Source organism: Microcoleus sp. T2B6 (assembly GCF_036700475.1).
In the GTDB taxonomy this organism is placed as follows: domain Bacteria; phylum Cyanobacteriota; class Cyanobacteriia; order Cyanobacteriales; family Microcoleaceae; genus Microcoleus.
In genome coordinates this window covers 53,022-68,197 of the sequence record NZ_JAUBOZ010000038.1, presented here as the reverse complement: position 1 = coordinate 68,197, position 15,176 = coordinate 53,022, and the positions used below count along the sequence as shown (strand labels likewise).

Below are 15,176 nucleotides of genomic sequence, written 5' to 3'. Positions count from 1 at the left end.
TCCCTTCTTTTTCCCACCTTTCAAGGGTTTTTGAACATACTCCAAGTCGTTGAATAGCGATTCTTGGTGGTACATATTTGGACATATCTGGGTTTGGTTAGGTGAATTATTCCAGCCTATACCAATTGTCTAATTTATAACGGAAATGTCTAAGAAAAGCCCGTCCTAGGGATTACTCTTCATTTAATTGTGGCTCGATCGATCGCGCAACTAGAGGCAGAAATTGCCGAAAAACAAGCTCGGATAACGGTTGTCGAACCGCTACCTACGGTGTTGGCCCATCCTGCTACGCTGCTGCAAGTCTTGACTAACTTGCTTTCCAACGCTATTAAGTTCGTGCAGCCGGGGATAGAGCCGCAGGTGCGAGTTTATGCAGAAGCTGAGGAAGAATATATCTATCTTTGGGTAGAAGACAACGGCATTGGTATTGCAGAAAGATTTCAAGAGAGGATTTTTGGGTTGTTCGATCGCCTGCACGGTCAAGAAGTTTATCCAGGGACGGGAATAGGGCTGGCGATCGCGAGCAAAGGAGTCGATCGGATGGGGGGTGCGATCGGGCTGAAATCGACTCTGGGAATCGGTACCAGCTTCTGGGTAAAATTACGCAAGTGCCAGAGTTGAGGAAGCAAGTTCGGCAACGCGCAGTGAATCGGGATTTAAAAGATGAGGTTCTAGGGCAGAGGGTCTTAACATCAATATTCTGCTGTAGCTCCAAGAATCAATCAACCCGCTTGTTGACACCCGAAGACAGCATAAACAATTAGTATAGTAACAGTTAAGTAATCTCTTGCACCTTTCCCGCTTGAGCAGGCTTTCTGATCTGTTTGACAACAACTTACTTAATTCATTTGCGTGTGGACACGCCCCTAAAAGGCTGGCTGAGGATATTACAAGCTTTAAAATATAATAAAATACAAGCAAATACAATAAAATTATTGGCAAGTCTAATTAACCCACCAAGTACATATTTAAATTGTCGAGATTGCTCAATAACATATTGTTAGATTTAAGAATGTTTGCGCCCATACAAAAACTAAAAGGCTAATGGTGTCTATTCTATTAATCGACGACAACCCGAACGATCGCCTGATGATCGAGCGAGAACTGAGGAAAACTTTTCCCGATTTAGAAATTAAGTCGGTTATTGATATCCAAACTCTCGAACAAATCCTGGTCGCCGGGGGTTTTGACCTAGTAATTACCGACTACCAACTGCACTGGAGCGACGGATTAACTATTCTCCGCAAAGTTCACAGCCGCTACCCAAATTGTCCGGTAATTATGTGTACTGACAGTGGCAGCGAACAAGTGGCAGTCGAAGCTATGAAAGCGGGTTTGAGCGATTACGTGTTCAAAGGGCGACACTTAAAGCGGCTGGCGGCGGCAGTGGGCGAAAGCTTGAAAAATCAGCAGTTGCGCGAGAAATACGCGAAAACGTCGGCGCAGTTGGCAATTTCGGAGGAAAGGCTGAGGTTGGCGATCGAAGCCTCGAAAATGGGAACTTGGGATTGGAATTTATTAAATGGCGAGGTGGTTTGGTCGGAGGGACACGAACTGTTATTCGGCCTGGAAAAAGGCAGTTTTGCGGGAACTTACGAAGCTTTTTTTAGCTGCATTCACCCGGATGACCAGGCCTCGCTCGCCCAGGCTGTTGCCTTTGCTTTAGAAAAAAAAATAGAATACCAATACGAATTTAGAGTCATTTGGCCCGACGGCAGCTTGCACTGGATCGCGAGTAGGGGCAAGTTTTTTGAGGATGATACGGGTAAACCGGTGCGAGCAATCGGCGTGGTTTGGGATATTACCGATGGTAAATTATCGGAAGCCCGGGTGCAAGAAAGCGAGGAAAACTTGCGCTTTGCCCTAGAAGCAGCTAATACGATCGCTTTTAGCTGGGATGTGGCATCCGGGGAAGTCCGCCGTTCGCCCAATGCCGAAACACAGATGGGTTTGGGCCCAGACAGCACCTTTGGTACTTTTGAGCAAAAAAAGAATACGGTGCATCCAGAAGACCGCGAAAGCTTTTTGGCAGATTTGGATGCCGCACTCAGCGGGACGGGAGTCTACGAGTCGGAATACCGCCACGTGCGCCCCGACGGCTCAGTGATTTGGCTTCACGACAAAGGGCGGGTGGTTTTTGACCCATCGGGCACACCCCTTCGGCTGTTCGGCGTGGCGATCGACATTACGAATCGCAAACAGTTAGAATACGACCGCGAGCGCGCGTTGGCCCGCGAGCGGTCGTATTTGCGCCGCCTGCAAAAGTTAACCTCCGCGTCAGTTGCTATCAACTCCACGCTGTCGGTGGCAGAAATACTTCAGTTAGCTGCCGATAGCGCCCGCCAAATTCTGGAAGTCCACCAGGTAGCGGTCAACCTCAACCCGGCGGCTAACTGGGATGCGGGAATTAGCAAGTTTTCCATGTCAGAAAAATACGCCGCGTGGCAAGATTACTACGAAGAACCAGACGGTACGGGCATTTACCAACAAGTTTGCCAGCAGCAACAGGCGATGCGGATGACTCAAAGCGAGTTAGAGGCTCACCCGGCCTGGCGGGAGTTCGGCAAGGCTGCGGGGAAGCGCCCGCCGATGCGGGGTTGGCTGGCTGTACCGCTGACGGGTCGGGACGGCAGAAATCTCGGATTGATTCAGTTGTCGGACAAGTATGAGGGGGAGTTTGCCGAAGATGATGAAACTATTTTAATGCAGTTGGCTCAGGCGGTGTCGGGGGCGATCGACAATGCCCGCCTTTACGAGGAATCTCAGCAGGCAAATCGCATGAAAGATGAGTTTTTGGCAACTCTTTCTCATGAGCTCCGATCGCCCTTAAACGCGATTTTGGGCTGGGCGCAACTGCTGCGGCACCGCAGTTTTAGTCCGGCTGCTACTGGGCGGGCTTTAGAAACGATCGAGCGAAATGCTAAATTGCAAACTCAATTGATTGATGATTTGCTGGATATTTCTAGAATTATTCGCGGCAAGTTGACTTTGAATCCTTGTGCGGTAAATTTGATTTCGATGGTGGAAGCAGCGGTGAATACGGTGCGGTTGGCCGCCGATGCTAAGTCGATCGATTTACGGTTTGCAATTGTAGATTTGGGCTCGGAGACTGCAGAGTTTTCCGAAGCCGGGGAGATTTTTGGCAATCCTGAATCTCCGTTAAATCCGAAATTTTGGGTATCAGGAGACCCCGGCCGCTTGCAGCAAGTGATTTGGAATTTGCTGACGAATGCGATTAAGTTTACGCCGCGCGGGGGGCGAGTAGAAATCCGGCTTTCGAGAGTTGATTCGGATGTTGAGTTGGCTGTTACCGACACGGGAATTGGGGTTGCACCGAATTTTTTGCCTTACGTGTTTGAGTCTTTCCGCCAAGCGGATGCTACGATTACTCGCAATTATAGCGGTTTGGGGCTGGGTCTGGCGATCGTCCGGCAGTTGGTGGAACTCCACGGCGGCACGGTTTGGGCGAGCAGTCCGGGACTGGATATGGGATCGACTTTTACTTTCCGTCTCCCTGCGATGCAGCTAAATTCGATCGCCGGTGAGGAAGCGCAGGTTTTGGCTGGCGCTGGTAATTTACTGGGAGTTAAGGTTTTGCTGGTTGATGACGAGGTGGATTCGCGGGAATTTATGAGGTTTGTCTTGGCGGATTCCGGGGCCACTGTCAGGGCTGCATCGTCTGCTGCTGAGGCGTTTGAGGTGGCTTCGCAGTTTGAGCCGGATGTTGTGGTCAGCGATATCGGAATGCCGGAGGAAGACGGCTATTCGCTGCTACGAAGGCTGCGTTCTTTGAACACGCAGACAGGGAAATTTTGGGCGATCGCTCTGACGGCTTATGCTAGGGATGAAGACCGCGATCGTGCTTTTGCTGCAGGTTTCGATCGGCATCTGTCTAAACCTGTGCAACCCGATGTGTTAGTAGAGACTATAGTCAAGTTGAGGCAGCAAGGGCTAACAACTTAAAAAAATCTCTTAATAAATGGTAAATGGTAAATGGTAAATGGTAAATGGTAAATGGTAAATGGTAAATGGTAAATGTGTTTGTAGTGGCGACTTTAATCCTCGTAAAACTCGCTCGTACTTGCCTTCCTCACTACCAATCTATAATGCTGATTTTACCGGACACCACCTGATTAACCGGACTGGATATCGACGGAATCGCTCAACTGAGAAATATAAAAATTTGTATTTTTCAAACTCTTCAACTTCTGCTTGTGGGGCTTTGCTTCTAGCCCGCCTAAAATATGCAATTTCTATGCCGATTAGGTGATTGGTTTGTGTTAATATGCTAAAATATCCAACAACCACGCGGTAATTAGGTGGACAAACTTCAGACAGATATAGAGGCAATTTACTCTCAAATTGAGGAATTGCGCCTGGAACGCCAGCAGCTTAGTATTGCCGATGTTGTCCCAGCCGGTGATTCGCCCCAAGCGATCGCCGATGCTTATCGTCGTCACGCGAGGGAAACAGCACAAGTGTCGGCAGAAGTCAAGGGTATAGATGACGCGATCGCGGCTCTGTCTGCTCAACTAAGTCAGAAACAGCAGCAGTCGCTAAAGTTGCAAAGAATCACTCCGATGGAGGAGCAAGTTGAAGAAGGAAGATTACTAGCCAAGGGACACGCGGAACGGATTAATGAACTGGCGGCGGAACTGGCGGCGGAAGTGAAGGGACTCAAAGCCATCGCCGACCAAATTAGTCCCAGCTACTGGCAGGTTTATTACAAGCCTTTTATTACGGGTTTTAAGAGTATTTCTGTTCCCTACGTGCGATCGGACGGGGATGTTTGGACTATTGTCAATCGAGTAGTTTAGAGAGGCTGCGGGAGCAGAAATAATCAGCGCTCAAGACAATTTTTTTCCTGTCCCTATTCCTCTACCTCAACCTCGCAGCAATTGCTTAATAGTGCCGACCAATTCTTGAGGGTGAAATGGCTTGGCGATGTAAGCGTCGGCTCCTTGTTTCATTCCCCAATAGCGATCGAACTCTTCGCTTTTGCTCGAACACATTACCACCGGCAAATTTTGGGTTTTAGGGTCGCTTTTGAGCCGACGACAAACTTCGTAGCCGTTCATCCGGGGCATCACGATATCCAGAACCACTAAATCTGGGCGGTTAGCCTTGATTTGCTCTAGAGCTTCTACGCCATCACTCGCTACGGTGACGTTGAGTCCTCTACCTTTGAGCAAGTCGGCGATCATCTCCCGCAGAGTGACGCTATCATCAACAACCATAACTGTACTCATAGAATAATCCCTACCAAGTTTCTGGGTTGAAACGTTCTCATTAACGTTTACACTAACGTTCACCTTCAAAGGTGTGTTTTCCTGATTGAGATTGCGCTCTGCTAAATGTAGTTTACCCACTTTTGCTGATTTCTCAATCATTTTCTGAGTAATTTCGGCCAAATTTAAAGTTCCGCGCAATCTCGGTTGACACAGGAGGCTATGTCCGTTAGTCTATCATTTTCTTTCTCAAATGGTACTATTATCAAAAAATCAGGGTATAGCTTGGTTGTGCGTTTCCGGTTGAGGACGGCGGCGCTCGGCCGCCTGCATCAACGGGAGCATCTCAATGAAAGCAGCCCTCCGCTAGAAATTGGAGTTTTGAGGCAGAAGGCAGGAGGCAGAAGGCAGGAGGAAAGAGGAAGAAGGAAAGAGGAAGAAGGAAGGAGCTAGAAGGAAGGAGCTAGAAGGAAGGAGCTAGAAGAAGTTTTTTTACAAATATGAGATGCTCCCTGTATCAACATTTGTCTAATTAGGATTTTTCGTACCTAAAGCCGATAGTTTTTGGTCGTAGAGCGTGTCTAAAACGACCGGGCGCTGGCGGTAGCTGTGACCGGTGTTTTTGCAGCCGTTAGCAACGATTCCCAAGACGCAAGCTCCAGAAATTTTTAATTCTTCTAAAACTTTGCGAACTTGCGATCGGTCTGTTTGCCCAATTTGGACGACCATAATCGTAGCGTCTGTGCGAGCTGCGATCAAGTGGGTGTCTGCCAAGCCTGCTACTGGCGGGGTGTCATAAATTACTAAGTCAAAAAATGCTTGAAATTGCTCCATTAGATACTGCATTTTTTTGGAAGAAAGAAGCTTGATCGGATCGGGGGGAATTTGGCCTGCGGTGAGTACGAACAAATTTTCTTGGTTCGGGACTCGTTGAATCGCGTCGTTGAGGCTGAGATCGGTAGAGATGGCATCGCCCAGGCCACGCACGTTTGGCAGTCCTAACTTAGCGTGCAGTTGCGGGCAGCGCAAATCTGCATCTACTAGCAATACTCGCTGTCCGACTGCTGCTGCTGTGGCTGCCAGGTGCAAAGCTACTGTAGATTTGCCGTCTCCGGCTACGGCTGAGCCGACTAAGAGCGATCGAATTGCCGTGCCTGCACTCAGCAAGTGAATGTTCGTGTATAGCGATCGAAATGCTTCTAAAAATTGATAGTCCAAGTCGCTCAAAATACTTGGGCCCCCGCTCATCGAACCAGTATGTGTAGCTTCGGCCGGTTCGACTACTTCCACTTTCGAGTTCGATCGAGCTGATGTTAGTTTCCTCTGTCTGGCCGGCGGTCGGCGCTTAACTTTTTTGGTAAACGGAATCACCCCGAGTATTGGCAATCTTGTGGCCATTCTCAGTGATTCTGGAGTGTGGAACACAGTATTTAGTACCTCTACCACCAAGCCGACTGCTATGCCCAGCAGACTGCTTAAAATTACTGCCAGCGCTAACTGTTTTTTGGTTTGTTTGACGGTAGCTGTTATATGCCTGCCGAATTTGTCTAGCGGAATTTCCGGAGGAGTGATCGGCACCCAGGGTATTTGCTGCTGAGCAGCATCAATCCGCAAGGCTTCTCGTTTTGCCAAGAAGTCCGACAAACTCTTAGTAACTACTTGCAGTTCCCGCTGTAAATTGTCGTATTGTCGGATTGTAACTGAAAAGTTTCTAATTTTTTGGTTGAGAGCATTTTGCAAAGCTGTCATTTCGCGATCGCGCGCTTCAACTTCTTTGATTTGGCTCTCTAAATTTCCCATCACCACTTCTCTTGCTTGTTTAGTGGCGGTTAAAATCAGTTCTTCCCGACTTTTTCGCAGCGCTAAAACTGGCAAACTGTCTTCTCTGTACTGAGCTGATTTTAATGACAATTCCGAGTCTATTCTCTGAATTTGACCTAAGAGTCCGCCGTAAGCTTGTCCTTGGGTCATCAGCAGCCCCTGCGGATTATTTTCGTTGAGTAGTTTTTCATAGCTTTGGTAGAGGTTTCGCATCCCTTTTAGCTGAACTCTAATTTCTACTTGCTTGCCCCGAATGCTTTGAACTTGTTCAGACAGAGATCTTCCCTCTAGCTGGGGTTCAAACAAGTTGCTCTGCTGCCGCAGTCTTTGGACTTGCAATTGCAGAACTTCTACTCTTTCTCGGAGCTTGGGCATCTCCGTATCTATAAATTTAATACCTTGATTAATGCCCGTCAGCCGTTGCTGCAAGCTGTAATCTAGATAAGCTTTAGAAATTTTGTCCAATACGCGGTAAATTTTTTTTCGGTTTGAATCTTTGTAGCGAACTTGTAAAATTTTTGTGCCTTGCTGTTTGCCATCTTTCGTGTAGCTGATGCGGTTGATGGACATTTTTGAGATCAGTTCGCTATAGTTCATTTTGGGATACCAGGCTCGCAATTCCTCAATCACGGGCTGCATCAATTTGGGGCTACGCAAAATCCTAATTTGGGTTTCGTAGTCTACTAAGCTAATTCCTTCTATATTAATTCTTGCTAAATCTGCCGCTTGGGTGTTGTTTAATTGTTTGGATAGCAAACCTTCAGCCGTGGCTGGTTCTACTAACAGGGAAAAGGAGCCTTCATACTCGATCGTAATCTGTTTAGACGTGAGGACGATCGCTGTTCATGCCAGGGCGCTCAAAGCAATGGTGGCTGCTGCCATGACCAGGAAGCGACGGCGCACGACGCCTAAGAGCCAGGACAAGTCTAGCTTTTCTTCTTCTCTCTCCTCTACGAAGTGATCTCTGTAGTTGTGAGCAGATAACTCCGGCAGTTTGCCATTCGATTTGGGTGTGAAGGGTTGGTAATCTTGTCTGCTATCCATATTCAGCCTGGGTATTTTTGAGGTTGGTATTTTTGAGGTTGATATTTTTGAAGCGGCCAGGTCGCGGCTGGGTAATCTTATTGTTTAGTTTATTCTAGCCTTTGCCAGGAATTATCCACCTCACCCGCCACCTTCTTACCTGAATAAAAATCGGAGAACGTTTATAAAATTTAACACTCCGGTAGCTGGCCCGACAGGTCCGATTACAGCGTTCATGCGATCGACAAAATCGACGAGACCCCTGCGAGATACGATAATCATGTCGTTGTTGCGAAGTTGAGGATTGGTTTCTTCGTTAATTCCTTGAGTTAAATTGACTTCGATCGTCCGTTTAGTAGCTGTACCGTCGTTATTGAGGCGGACTAGCTCAACTTTATCCCTTCTAGCTCTGGTATTCTCGTAGCCAAAAAATCCTCTGGAAACTAAAGCTTGATTCAGTGTGGCATTAGCTGGGAGCCTCAAGGGATCGAGGGATGTTCTGAGTTCTCCTACTACAAAAACGTTAATGCCAGTGGGAGCAAAGTTAGTGCTCGCGAGTACGCCAGCTTCTGCAGGGTTGACGATCGTAGCTTTGGGTACGATGATCGTGTCTCCCTCCTGGAGGATGGTATCTTGGGCGCCGTCGCCGGACTCTAGGAACTGCCACAGGTTGACTGGGATAATTTGTTCGCCTCTTCTGGTGACGCGCCGCACTTGGATTTGCCGGATGTCGGCATCCGAGGTGATGCCGCCGGCTAGCTGAATGGCCCGGATGACGGTGGGAAAACCTTCGCGGCTGAGGTCGTTTGTGGTGTTACCGCCGATCACGACGTATGCCCCGGGGCGGGTGACTTGACCAACGATGGAGATCGATCGAGGTTTTTCTGGGGGTGGCGAAAAGTTGGCTGTCGCAAATTGACGAGCTTCTGCTTGGTTGAAGTTGGCGACTGTGGGAATCACGATTGTGTCTCTGTCTTGCAAAATGATGTCTTGAGAGATGTCTCCTTCTTGCAAGAATTTCCACAGGTTGACGTTGAGCACTTGATCCGGGCCGTCTCGTTGGGGACGGCGGACGCGGATGTTGCGGATGTCGGCGACACCCGTGACGCCTTCTGCGAGTCTGATCGCTTGGGTGACGGTGGGGTACTGGACACTCGGCGTGGCTCCCGGGCCAGGAGTTAGGGTAATGGTGAAGTTTCCGGGCCTGGTGACTTCTCCGATGACGCCGACGTTGAGGGGGCGGGCGGCGACGAGGCTGACTGTGACTATGGGGTCTTTGAGGACGCGGCGGTAGGCGTTGCGGATGATGTTGGTGGCTTCTACTAAGGTGCGGCCGCGGACGGAGACCAAGCCGATTAGGGGCAGGTTGACTGAACCGTCGGAAAGAACTTCGTAGCCGCGGCTGAGTTCGGGTACTTCGAGTATTTCTACTTGGATACGATCGCCACCGCCGAGTTTGTAGCTTTCGGGCGCTCTCCTAACGGGCGCAACGGTCTGGGCTTGGTCTGCGCCTAGGGGGATGGGAAGTTGTGCCGGGGTGCTTCTGGCGTCAGCGATGACAGTGGAAGCAAACAAGACAACACCCACAACCGACGGGGCTATCTGTCTGGGAAAATGGGTGTTAACCATACACCACCTAATTTTATTGACTATGATTTATATAAGTGTAGCCTTTTTAGTGCTGGGCAAAAAGCTCATTATTTTAAGCGATCGCCGAAAAAACGATGCTGTATTTTTGCTTTATGCCTAATTTCTGTGTTAGCGTGGTTGCGGGTTGACGGCTATATTTTATATCTAGATAATTTGCTCTTATTTCGGATAAAGGAAAGCAATTATGACTGAACCAGTGTCTCTACCAAATATGCTGAAATATCTGATTTTAGGGAGTTCTTCATTGACATGGATGCTACTTGCTATATTCGCGATGGCAACTATACTATAGCAATCCTAAATGATTTGCAAAACCCTACGCGAGAAAGATGCTTGCACTACAAGGATTCTGAGCTCGATTAATTTTGCGACTGATTTAGGACTGCTATATTATTTCACTTTGCCAGCTATAAAAAAATAAGTTTGGCTTTAGAAAAAAGCTTTGCTGGTCTTTATATTTTCATCTCTCCCTTTCTGACACAACATCCTTTTAATTACTTGCATTTTATTAACTTGAAAGATCCCGACGGTGGCATATTAAAACTCATACCTTATTTTTTTTACCCCTGGGTAGTATTGATTTTGATTTCAAGAATTAAAATTTTTAGTAGCAATTTTATAGAAATTTTTGCCAAAATATTAACAATGAATCCTTTCTTTTTACTTTATACATTACTTCCATTACTGTCTAGATTCTGGTCTCTATTTCCTGAACAAACGCTAAGAGCAGGCCTAGCTTTTTCAGGATTTACTGCTTTTGGTTTTTATATTGCAGCGCAATATAAATGGGAGGATTTATCTGGTTTTTGGCGGTGAGGATACACGGCCATCGGTTTGGCAAGTTTTGTAATGAAACCCCCTGGCTCAGGAGATTTTGTCGGCTTAACCCAATCTAAAAATTCTTTGGGTGGAGTCTTAGCTCTCTGTACGGCATTTTGGTATTTGCATTATTCTCAAGGCGCTAAAACTCCGAAAGAGCGCTGGATTGCTTTGGGAATGATGTTCTTTTCATTTTACCTAGTAAGGGCTAATAAATCGGGGTCGGCTCTAGTGATTACTATCATATTAATAATTGCTGTGTCGTCTCTAGATTTTCTAAAAAAATTAAGTTTTCAGTGGGCATTTACTGCTATTATATGTTTCCTGGTGGTCAGTATAATTATGACGGTTTTTGTAGTAGACAACCTAGAGGATATTATTGTAGGTGGGTTAGGCAAGGACTTGACTCTAACTGGGCGGACAGAATTCTGGCCGCAGTTAATCGCTGCGGTCAATCAGCGCCCCTGGTTGGGCTACGGATTCGATGGATTTTTTCAACAAGATAAGTTTGGCTCGGCTACTCCTGCTTATTTTATTTATACTACTAATGGATTTCAACCTAAAAATCCTCACAATGGGGGGATTGGGATCTTGTTAGCATTCGGTTGGCCGGGATTAATTTTAATGATGACTTCCTTGCTGCTGAATTTAGCTTACGCAGTTCGGTATTTGAGTGGTAGCACCATGGAAGAAGCGGGAATACCTATTTGTTTTCTAGTGTCTATTATTATAAGCAACATCACAGAAGGTTATATTATAAGTATAGCAAATCCTTGGCTGAGTTACGTAATGTTGACGGTTCGACTTGCGATAGATAATTCTAACAGTAGCACCAGTAACCCTCAAAGGCGTTCTTTAGCTCGCACTGTCCATTGAAGTAACCTTTATTGGGCGGATTGTGGGTCAAGTTGGGGAGTATCTCATATGGGTAAAAACACTTCTTCTAACTCCTTCCTTCTTCCTCTTGCCTTCTGCCTCCTGCCCCGCAGCAAGAGGGCCTAAAAACTCCAATTTCTAGGTCGGCTGCTTTCATTGAGATGTTCCCTCAAGTTGTGATATGTTGTTATAGGATCAACCAGTCTAATTTTGCGAGATTGGCGACCATGCCAGAACTGCGTTTGTGTTTTGTAAAGATTTAAAATATTCTGATGCTAGATAAGTTAACTGCGGTCAGTCAAAGGCTCGGCCCTAATCTGCGCCAGGTACTCAGCAACATAGCTTGGCTGTTCACTGACCAAATCTTGCAGATGGGTCTAGGTCTGTTTGTAGGCCTTTGGGTGGCTCGCTATCTTGGTCCGACACAATTTGGATTGCTCAGCTACGCGATCGCCTTTGTGTCGCTGTTTAGTTCGGTGGCCACGATGGGGTTGGGTACTCTGGTAGTGAGGAATATCGCTCGCGACCCAGAATGCAAAAATGAGACCCTGGGAACAGCCTTCGGACTGCAATTTACTGGCGGTATAATCACTCTGGTGTTAACTGTCACCGTGATTGCGCTACTCAAGCCCAACGACACTCTGACTCGGTGGCTGGTAGGTATCATCGCAGCGGGAACTATCTTTAATGCTTTTGAGGCTATCAATTTTTGGTTTCAGTCCCAAATCCAGTCAAAATATACAGTTTTCGCTAAAAATTCGGTATGTTTTTTAGTTGCTGCTGTCAGAATTGGCTTAGTGACAATTAAAGCCCCCCTGCTTGCCTTCGCCTGGGTGCGATTGGCAGAGGTGGCATTGGTAGGAATCGCTTATGTATATTTTTATAAGCTTACGGGGAATAAAATTAAGGATTGGCAATTCAGTTGGGAACGGGGCAAGGAACTGCTATCGGAGAGTTGGCCGATAATTTTGTCGGGATTGGCAGTTTATGTATACTCAAAAACCGATCAGATAATGCTGGGTGCGATGAATAAAAATGCAGAACTGGGCTATTATGCTGCCGCTGTGAAAATTTCAGAAATCTGCGATTTCTTGCCGATGATCATATCCAGCTCTATTTTTCCCAAATTAGCGAATTTTAGAAAGACCAATTATGAAGAATATTTAAATAAATTTCAAATTTACTCGGATATTATGATATTTTTATGGTTGGGAGTTGCCATACCGATATCATTACTTTCTCCCTGGATAGTGCATCTACTTTACGGGGAAAAATATGCGAAGTCAGCAGCGGTACTGGGTCTCTATGTTTGGGCGCAATTTGGCAGTAACTTTGGAGTAGCACGGGGCACATATTTGAACATAGAAGGTCAGTTGCGCTACGGTCTTTACTTGACTGTAGTCGGATCTATTTTAAATGTAGGGTTGAACTTTTTGCTGATTCCTAAGTATGGAGCTTTGGGAGCAACGGCGGCTACTCTGATCACTTATTTTTACGTGATTATATTAGTCAATTTCTTGGTTAAGGAATTGCGCCCATTCGGAAATTTCATCTGGCGATCCCTTAACTTATACAATGCCGCTTGTAGAATCAGAGGATTAGTAAAGTGATTCAAATTAAACCTAACATCGAACAGCGATCGAATTGCCCCTATTGCGGGACGCAACTCAATGCCAAAAATATTTTGTGGCAAGGGATACATATTGTTCTTGACTGTAAGTGCGCGGGATGTGGTAGCGAAATAATCGACGAGTTGAGAGTAGGTCATGGAGTCAGAAACTCTGTCCAAGTTGATACAATCAAAGGTGAAGTTTTTGCAAAGGTTGCTAACATAAAAGAATGGCTAGGCAAACCATTACTCAATTCCCTCCAAAATCCTCAATCAGAAAAACTTGAGATTGTAAAAGAGATTTTTAAACCCAGTAAGCGGGTAATTATCTTAAACTGTATCGATCATCTTTATGGTCATTCCCTGCTGAAGTTGCTAAATGCACAAAGGCACTTAGAATGCAACTCAGACTGCGGGTTAGTTGTGATAGTTCCTAAGTTTCTAAGGTGGATGGTTCCTGATGAAGTTGCCGAAGTCTGGACAGTACCTATTTCTTTAAAAAATGGTCAAACTTACTATCCGAGTTTCGCCGAGTTTGTAGAGGAAGAAACTAAACGCTTTGATGAAATTTATGTCAGCGAAGCCCATTCTCATCCCAGTCAGTTCGACATCACGCGGTTTACTAGAGTTCCCAAACACAAATTTGAGGAACCAGAAACCCGAATTACGTTTATTTGGCGGGAAGATCGTTTATTAGTTAACGGTTTGCTGTTCCGAATTCTGAAAAAGCTAAATCAACGAGAAAGGGCATTGCCCTTGCAAAACTTAAAAATTCAGAAGTTATTTGAGAAAATCAGGTTGCAAGTACCAGAAGCCAAATTTGCAGTAGCTGGTTTGGGGAAAAAAACCAAGTTTCCAGAATGGATTGAAGATTACAGAGTGGAGAGTTTTAATGAAGAAATAGAAAAGGAAATATGCCGCGTTTATTCACAAAGCCGCTTAGTAATTGGTCTTCATGGCTCTAATATGTTGCTACCTTCGGCTCATGCTGGTATGACAATAGATTTGATAGATGAGCGGTGGGGGAACTTTGCCCAGGATGTTTTATACCAAGAAAGTGACCCGAGAATGGCTAGTTTTCGTTATAGATTTTTGCCCTATAAGACTAGCAATGATACACTGGCATTCATAGCGGCTGTGATGATTCAGAAGTGGTTTAATTTTAAATACCAGATGACTGCCGATGTTGTTAATTTAGATATTCAAGAGTAGTAGAAAAGAGAAAGAAGCAAAATGTTAAGGCGGGCTCAGGAACTTATCTTATCAATTTCACACTTTTTTGCTAAAGCACTCGTGGTACAAGTTTTCTAGAAAAGTGTTTTTTAAGGAGAAGCTATGTTTTTAGAACAATGCCTATATAAGCTCTGGTTTCTGATACACAACAGTTACCGAGTGTCCTTCAGGCAAAACTTTGGGATTAATCAGTCCTTTGGCCAGAACTTCACCTGTCAATAACGAAATTTTTTTTAATACCTTGTACTTCAGTGACATATCTACCAAGTCACTTTGAACACCAAGCCAATTCCTCAGACTCTCTAAAATGATAGAGGAGGCCCACCATACTTTGTGAATATCGGCTAATTTTTCATGCTCAATATTTACTATCTTCATTCCAAATATCTCAGCTATATGTTTCAGGCACTTATCTGACCAAAAGCTCACGTGGTGTGGTGGCATATTGAAAATGTGATTGGTGATAATAGATAGAAATGAGTCCGCGCTGGGAATTGAATAAATTAATAAACCACCAGGTTTAAGTGCCTTAATACTTGATTCTATAAATGAACGTATTTCTGAAACATGTTCCAGAACTTGAAATGCACAAACAACATCATATGTTGCAGGGTGGGCAACCGAATGTGACTGAATCGATTCATTCTCAATTAGAATTCCCTTGCTAAAAGCAATTTCTTTCGCTTTTCGACTAAATTCAAGGCCTACGTATTTTTTAGTGGATATTTTCTGGGCAAAAGCGCCTTTACCACAACCAATTTCCAGAACTAAATCTGATTCTTTTATAAAATTCTTCGCATAATCATACTCATCTTTCTCATCCATGTAGTACCATTCAAGGTTCTGCAAGTGTTCGTAAAATTTTTCGGAACCTGTTACCATCGGATAAAAAAATCTCAGATCTGAGTCTATACAAT

At 45.5% G+C, this 15,176-nt stretch carries 13 protein-coding genes; 8 read left to right on the top strand and 5 right to left on the bottom strand.

What is annotated here, in order from left to right; all coding sequences use genetic code 11:
- Positions 1-189 precede the first annotated feature (189 nt).
- From QUA00_RS18025 to QUA00_RS18015, 3 genes are all read left to right on the top strand, one after another.
- Complete coding sequence (locus QUA00_RS18025) at positions 190-621, top strand: ATP-binding protein (RefSeq protein ID WP_333309584.1); 432 nt, start codon at positions 190-192, stop codon at positions 619-621.
- A gap of 423 nt (positions 622-1,044) precedes the next feature.
- The gene (locus QUA00_RS18020) at positions 1,045-3,963 is read left to right on the top strand and encodes a response regulator (RefSeq protein ID WP_333410548.1); all 2,919 of its coding nucleotides are present in this window, start codon (positions 1,045-1,047) and stop codon (positions 3,961-3,963) included.
- A gap of 356 nt (positions 3,964-4,319) precedes the next feature.
- Positions 4,320-4,817 carry a hypothetical protein gene (locus QUA00_RS18015; protein ID WP_333309589.1) on the top strand — a complete coding sequence of 166 codons (498 nt, stop codon included), beginning with the start codon at positions 4,320-4,322 and terminating at the stop codon, positions 4,815-4,817.
- Positions 4,818-4,883: 66 nt separating this feature from the next.
- Here the strand turns inward: QUA00_RS18015 and QUA00_RS18010 are convergent, their stop codons facing one another.
- Positions 4,884-5,249: a response regulator transcription factor gene (locus QUA00_RS18010; RefSeq protein ID WP_039886668.1), complete on the bottom strand. Its 366-nt coding sequence runs from the start codon at positions 5,247-5,249 to the stop codon at positions 4,884-4,886.
- Between the two features lie 201 nt (positions 5,250-5,450).
- Between QUA00_RS18010 and QUA00_RS18005 the strand changes: the two genes are divergently transcribed.
- Positions 5,451-5,681, top strand: a complete 231-nt coding sequence (locus QUA00_RS18005; RefSeq protein ID WP_333144498.1) for a hypothetical protein — start codon at positions 5,451-5,453, stop codon at positions 5,679-5,681.
- Between the two features lie 75 nt (positions 5,682-5,756).
- Here QUA00_RS18005 and QUA00_RS18000 read toward each other — a convergent pair whose 3' ends face one another.
- From QUA00_RS18000 to QUA00_RS17990, 3 genes are all read right to left on the bottom strand, one after another.
- A complete protein-coding gene (locus QUA00_RS18000; RefSeq protein ID WP_333410546.1) occupies positions 5,757-7,805 on the bottom strand; it encodes a polysaccharide biosynthesis tyrosine autokinase in 2,049 nt (682 codons plus the stop codon).
- Positions 7,806-7,892: 87 nt separating this feature from the next.
- Positions 7,893-8,093 (bottom strand): hypothetical protein, encoded by a 201-nt coding sequence (locus QUA00_RS17995; protein WP_333144496.1) that lies wholly within the window; start codon positions 8,091-8,093, stop codon positions 7,893-7,895.
- 135 nt (positions 8,094-8,228) lie between these two features.
- The gene (locus QUA00_RS17990; RefSeq protein ID WP_333309595.1) at positions 8,229-9,701 is read right to left on the bottom strand and encodes a polysaccharide biosynthesis/export family protein; all 1,473 of its coding nucleotides are present in this window, start codon (positions 9,699-9,701) and stop codon (positions 8,229-8,231) included.
- A 444-nt stretch (positions 9,702-10,145) separates the two neighbouring features.
- Here QUA00_RS17990 and QUA00_RS17985 point away from each other — a divergent pair, with 444 nt between their 5' ends.
- The 4 genes from QUA00_RS17985 to QUA00_RS17970 all read left to right on the top strand — a co-directional run bounded on the left by QUA00_RS17985 (position 10,146) and on the right by QUA00_RS17970 (position 14,238).
- Positions 10,146-10,538, top strand: a complete 393-nt coding sequence (locus QUA00_RS17985) for a hypothetical protein (RefSeq protein WP_333410544.1) — start codon at positions 10,146-10,148, stop codon at positions 10,536-10,538.
- 33 nt (positions 10,539-10,571) lie between these two features.
- Positions 10,572-11,417, top strand: a complete 846-nt coding sequence (locus QUA00_RS17980) for an O-antigen ligase family protein (RefSeq protein ID WP_333309601.1) — start codon at positions 10,572-10,574, stop codon at positions 11,415-11,417.
- Positions 11,418-11,689: 272 nt separating this feature from the next.
- Positions 11,690-13,027 carry a flippase gene (locus QUA00_RS17975; protein WP_333410542.1) on the top strand — a complete coding sequence of 446 codons (1,338 nt, stop codon included), beginning with the start codon at positions 11,690-11,692 and terminating at the stop codon, positions 13,025-13,027.
- Positions 13,024-14,238 (top strand): hypothetical protein, encoded by a 1,215-nt coding sequence (locus QUA00_RS17970; RefSeq protein WP_333410541.1) that lies wholly within the window; start codon positions 13,024-13,026, stop codon positions 14,236-14,238. The genes QUA00_RS17975 and QUA00_RS17970 overlap by 4 nt, the downstream gene beginning before the upstream one ends.
- A 141-nt stretch (positions 14,239-14,379) precedes the next feature.
- Here the strand turns inward: QUA00_RS17970 and QUA00_RS17965 are convergent, their stop codons facing one another.
- Positions 14,380-15,141 carry a class I SAM-dependent methyltransferase gene (locus QUA00_RS17965; RefSeq protein ID WP_333410539.1) on the bottom strand — a complete coding sequence of 254 codons (762 nt, stop codon included), beginning with the start codon at positions 15,139-15,141 and terminating at the stop codon, positions 14,380-14,382.
- Positions 15,142-15,176 lie beyond the last annotated feature (35 nt).

Excerpts from the sequence above, each read along its gene's own strand:
- QUA00_RS18020 (WP_333410548.1), top strand. The coding sequence starts at position 1,045 with ATGGTGTCTATTCTATTAATCGACGACAACCCGAACGATCGCCTGATG.
- QUA00_RS18010 (WP_039886668.1), bottom strand. The coding sequence starts at position 5,249 with ATGAGTACAGTTATGGTTGTTGATGATAGCGTCACTCTGCGGGAGATG.
- QUA00_RS18005 (WP_333144498.1), top strand. The coding sequence starts at position 5,451 with ATGTCCGTTAGTCTATCATTTTCTTTCTCAAATGGTACTATTATCAAA.
- QUA00_RS17995 (WP_333144496.1), bottom strand. The coding sequence starts at position 8,093 with ATGGATAGCAGACAAGATTACCAACCCTTCACACCCAAATCGAATGGC.
- QUA00_RS17990 (WP_333309595.1), bottom strand. The coding sequence starts at position 9,701 with ATGGTTAACACCCATTTTCCCAGACAGATAGCCCCGTCGGTTGTGGGT.
- QUA00_RS17980 (WP_333309601.1), top strand. The coding sequence starts at position 10,572 with ATGAAACCCCCTGGCTCAGGAGATTTTGTCGGCTTAACCCAATCTAAA.
- QUA00_RS17975 (WP_333410542.1), top strand. The coding sequence starts at position 11,690 with ATGCTAGATAAGTTAACTGCGGTCAGTCAAAGGCTCGGCCCTAATCTG.
- QUA00_RS17965 (WP_333410539.1), bottom strand. The coding sequence starts at position 15,141 with ATGGTAACAGGTTCCGAAAAATTTTACGAACACTTGCAGAACCTTGAA.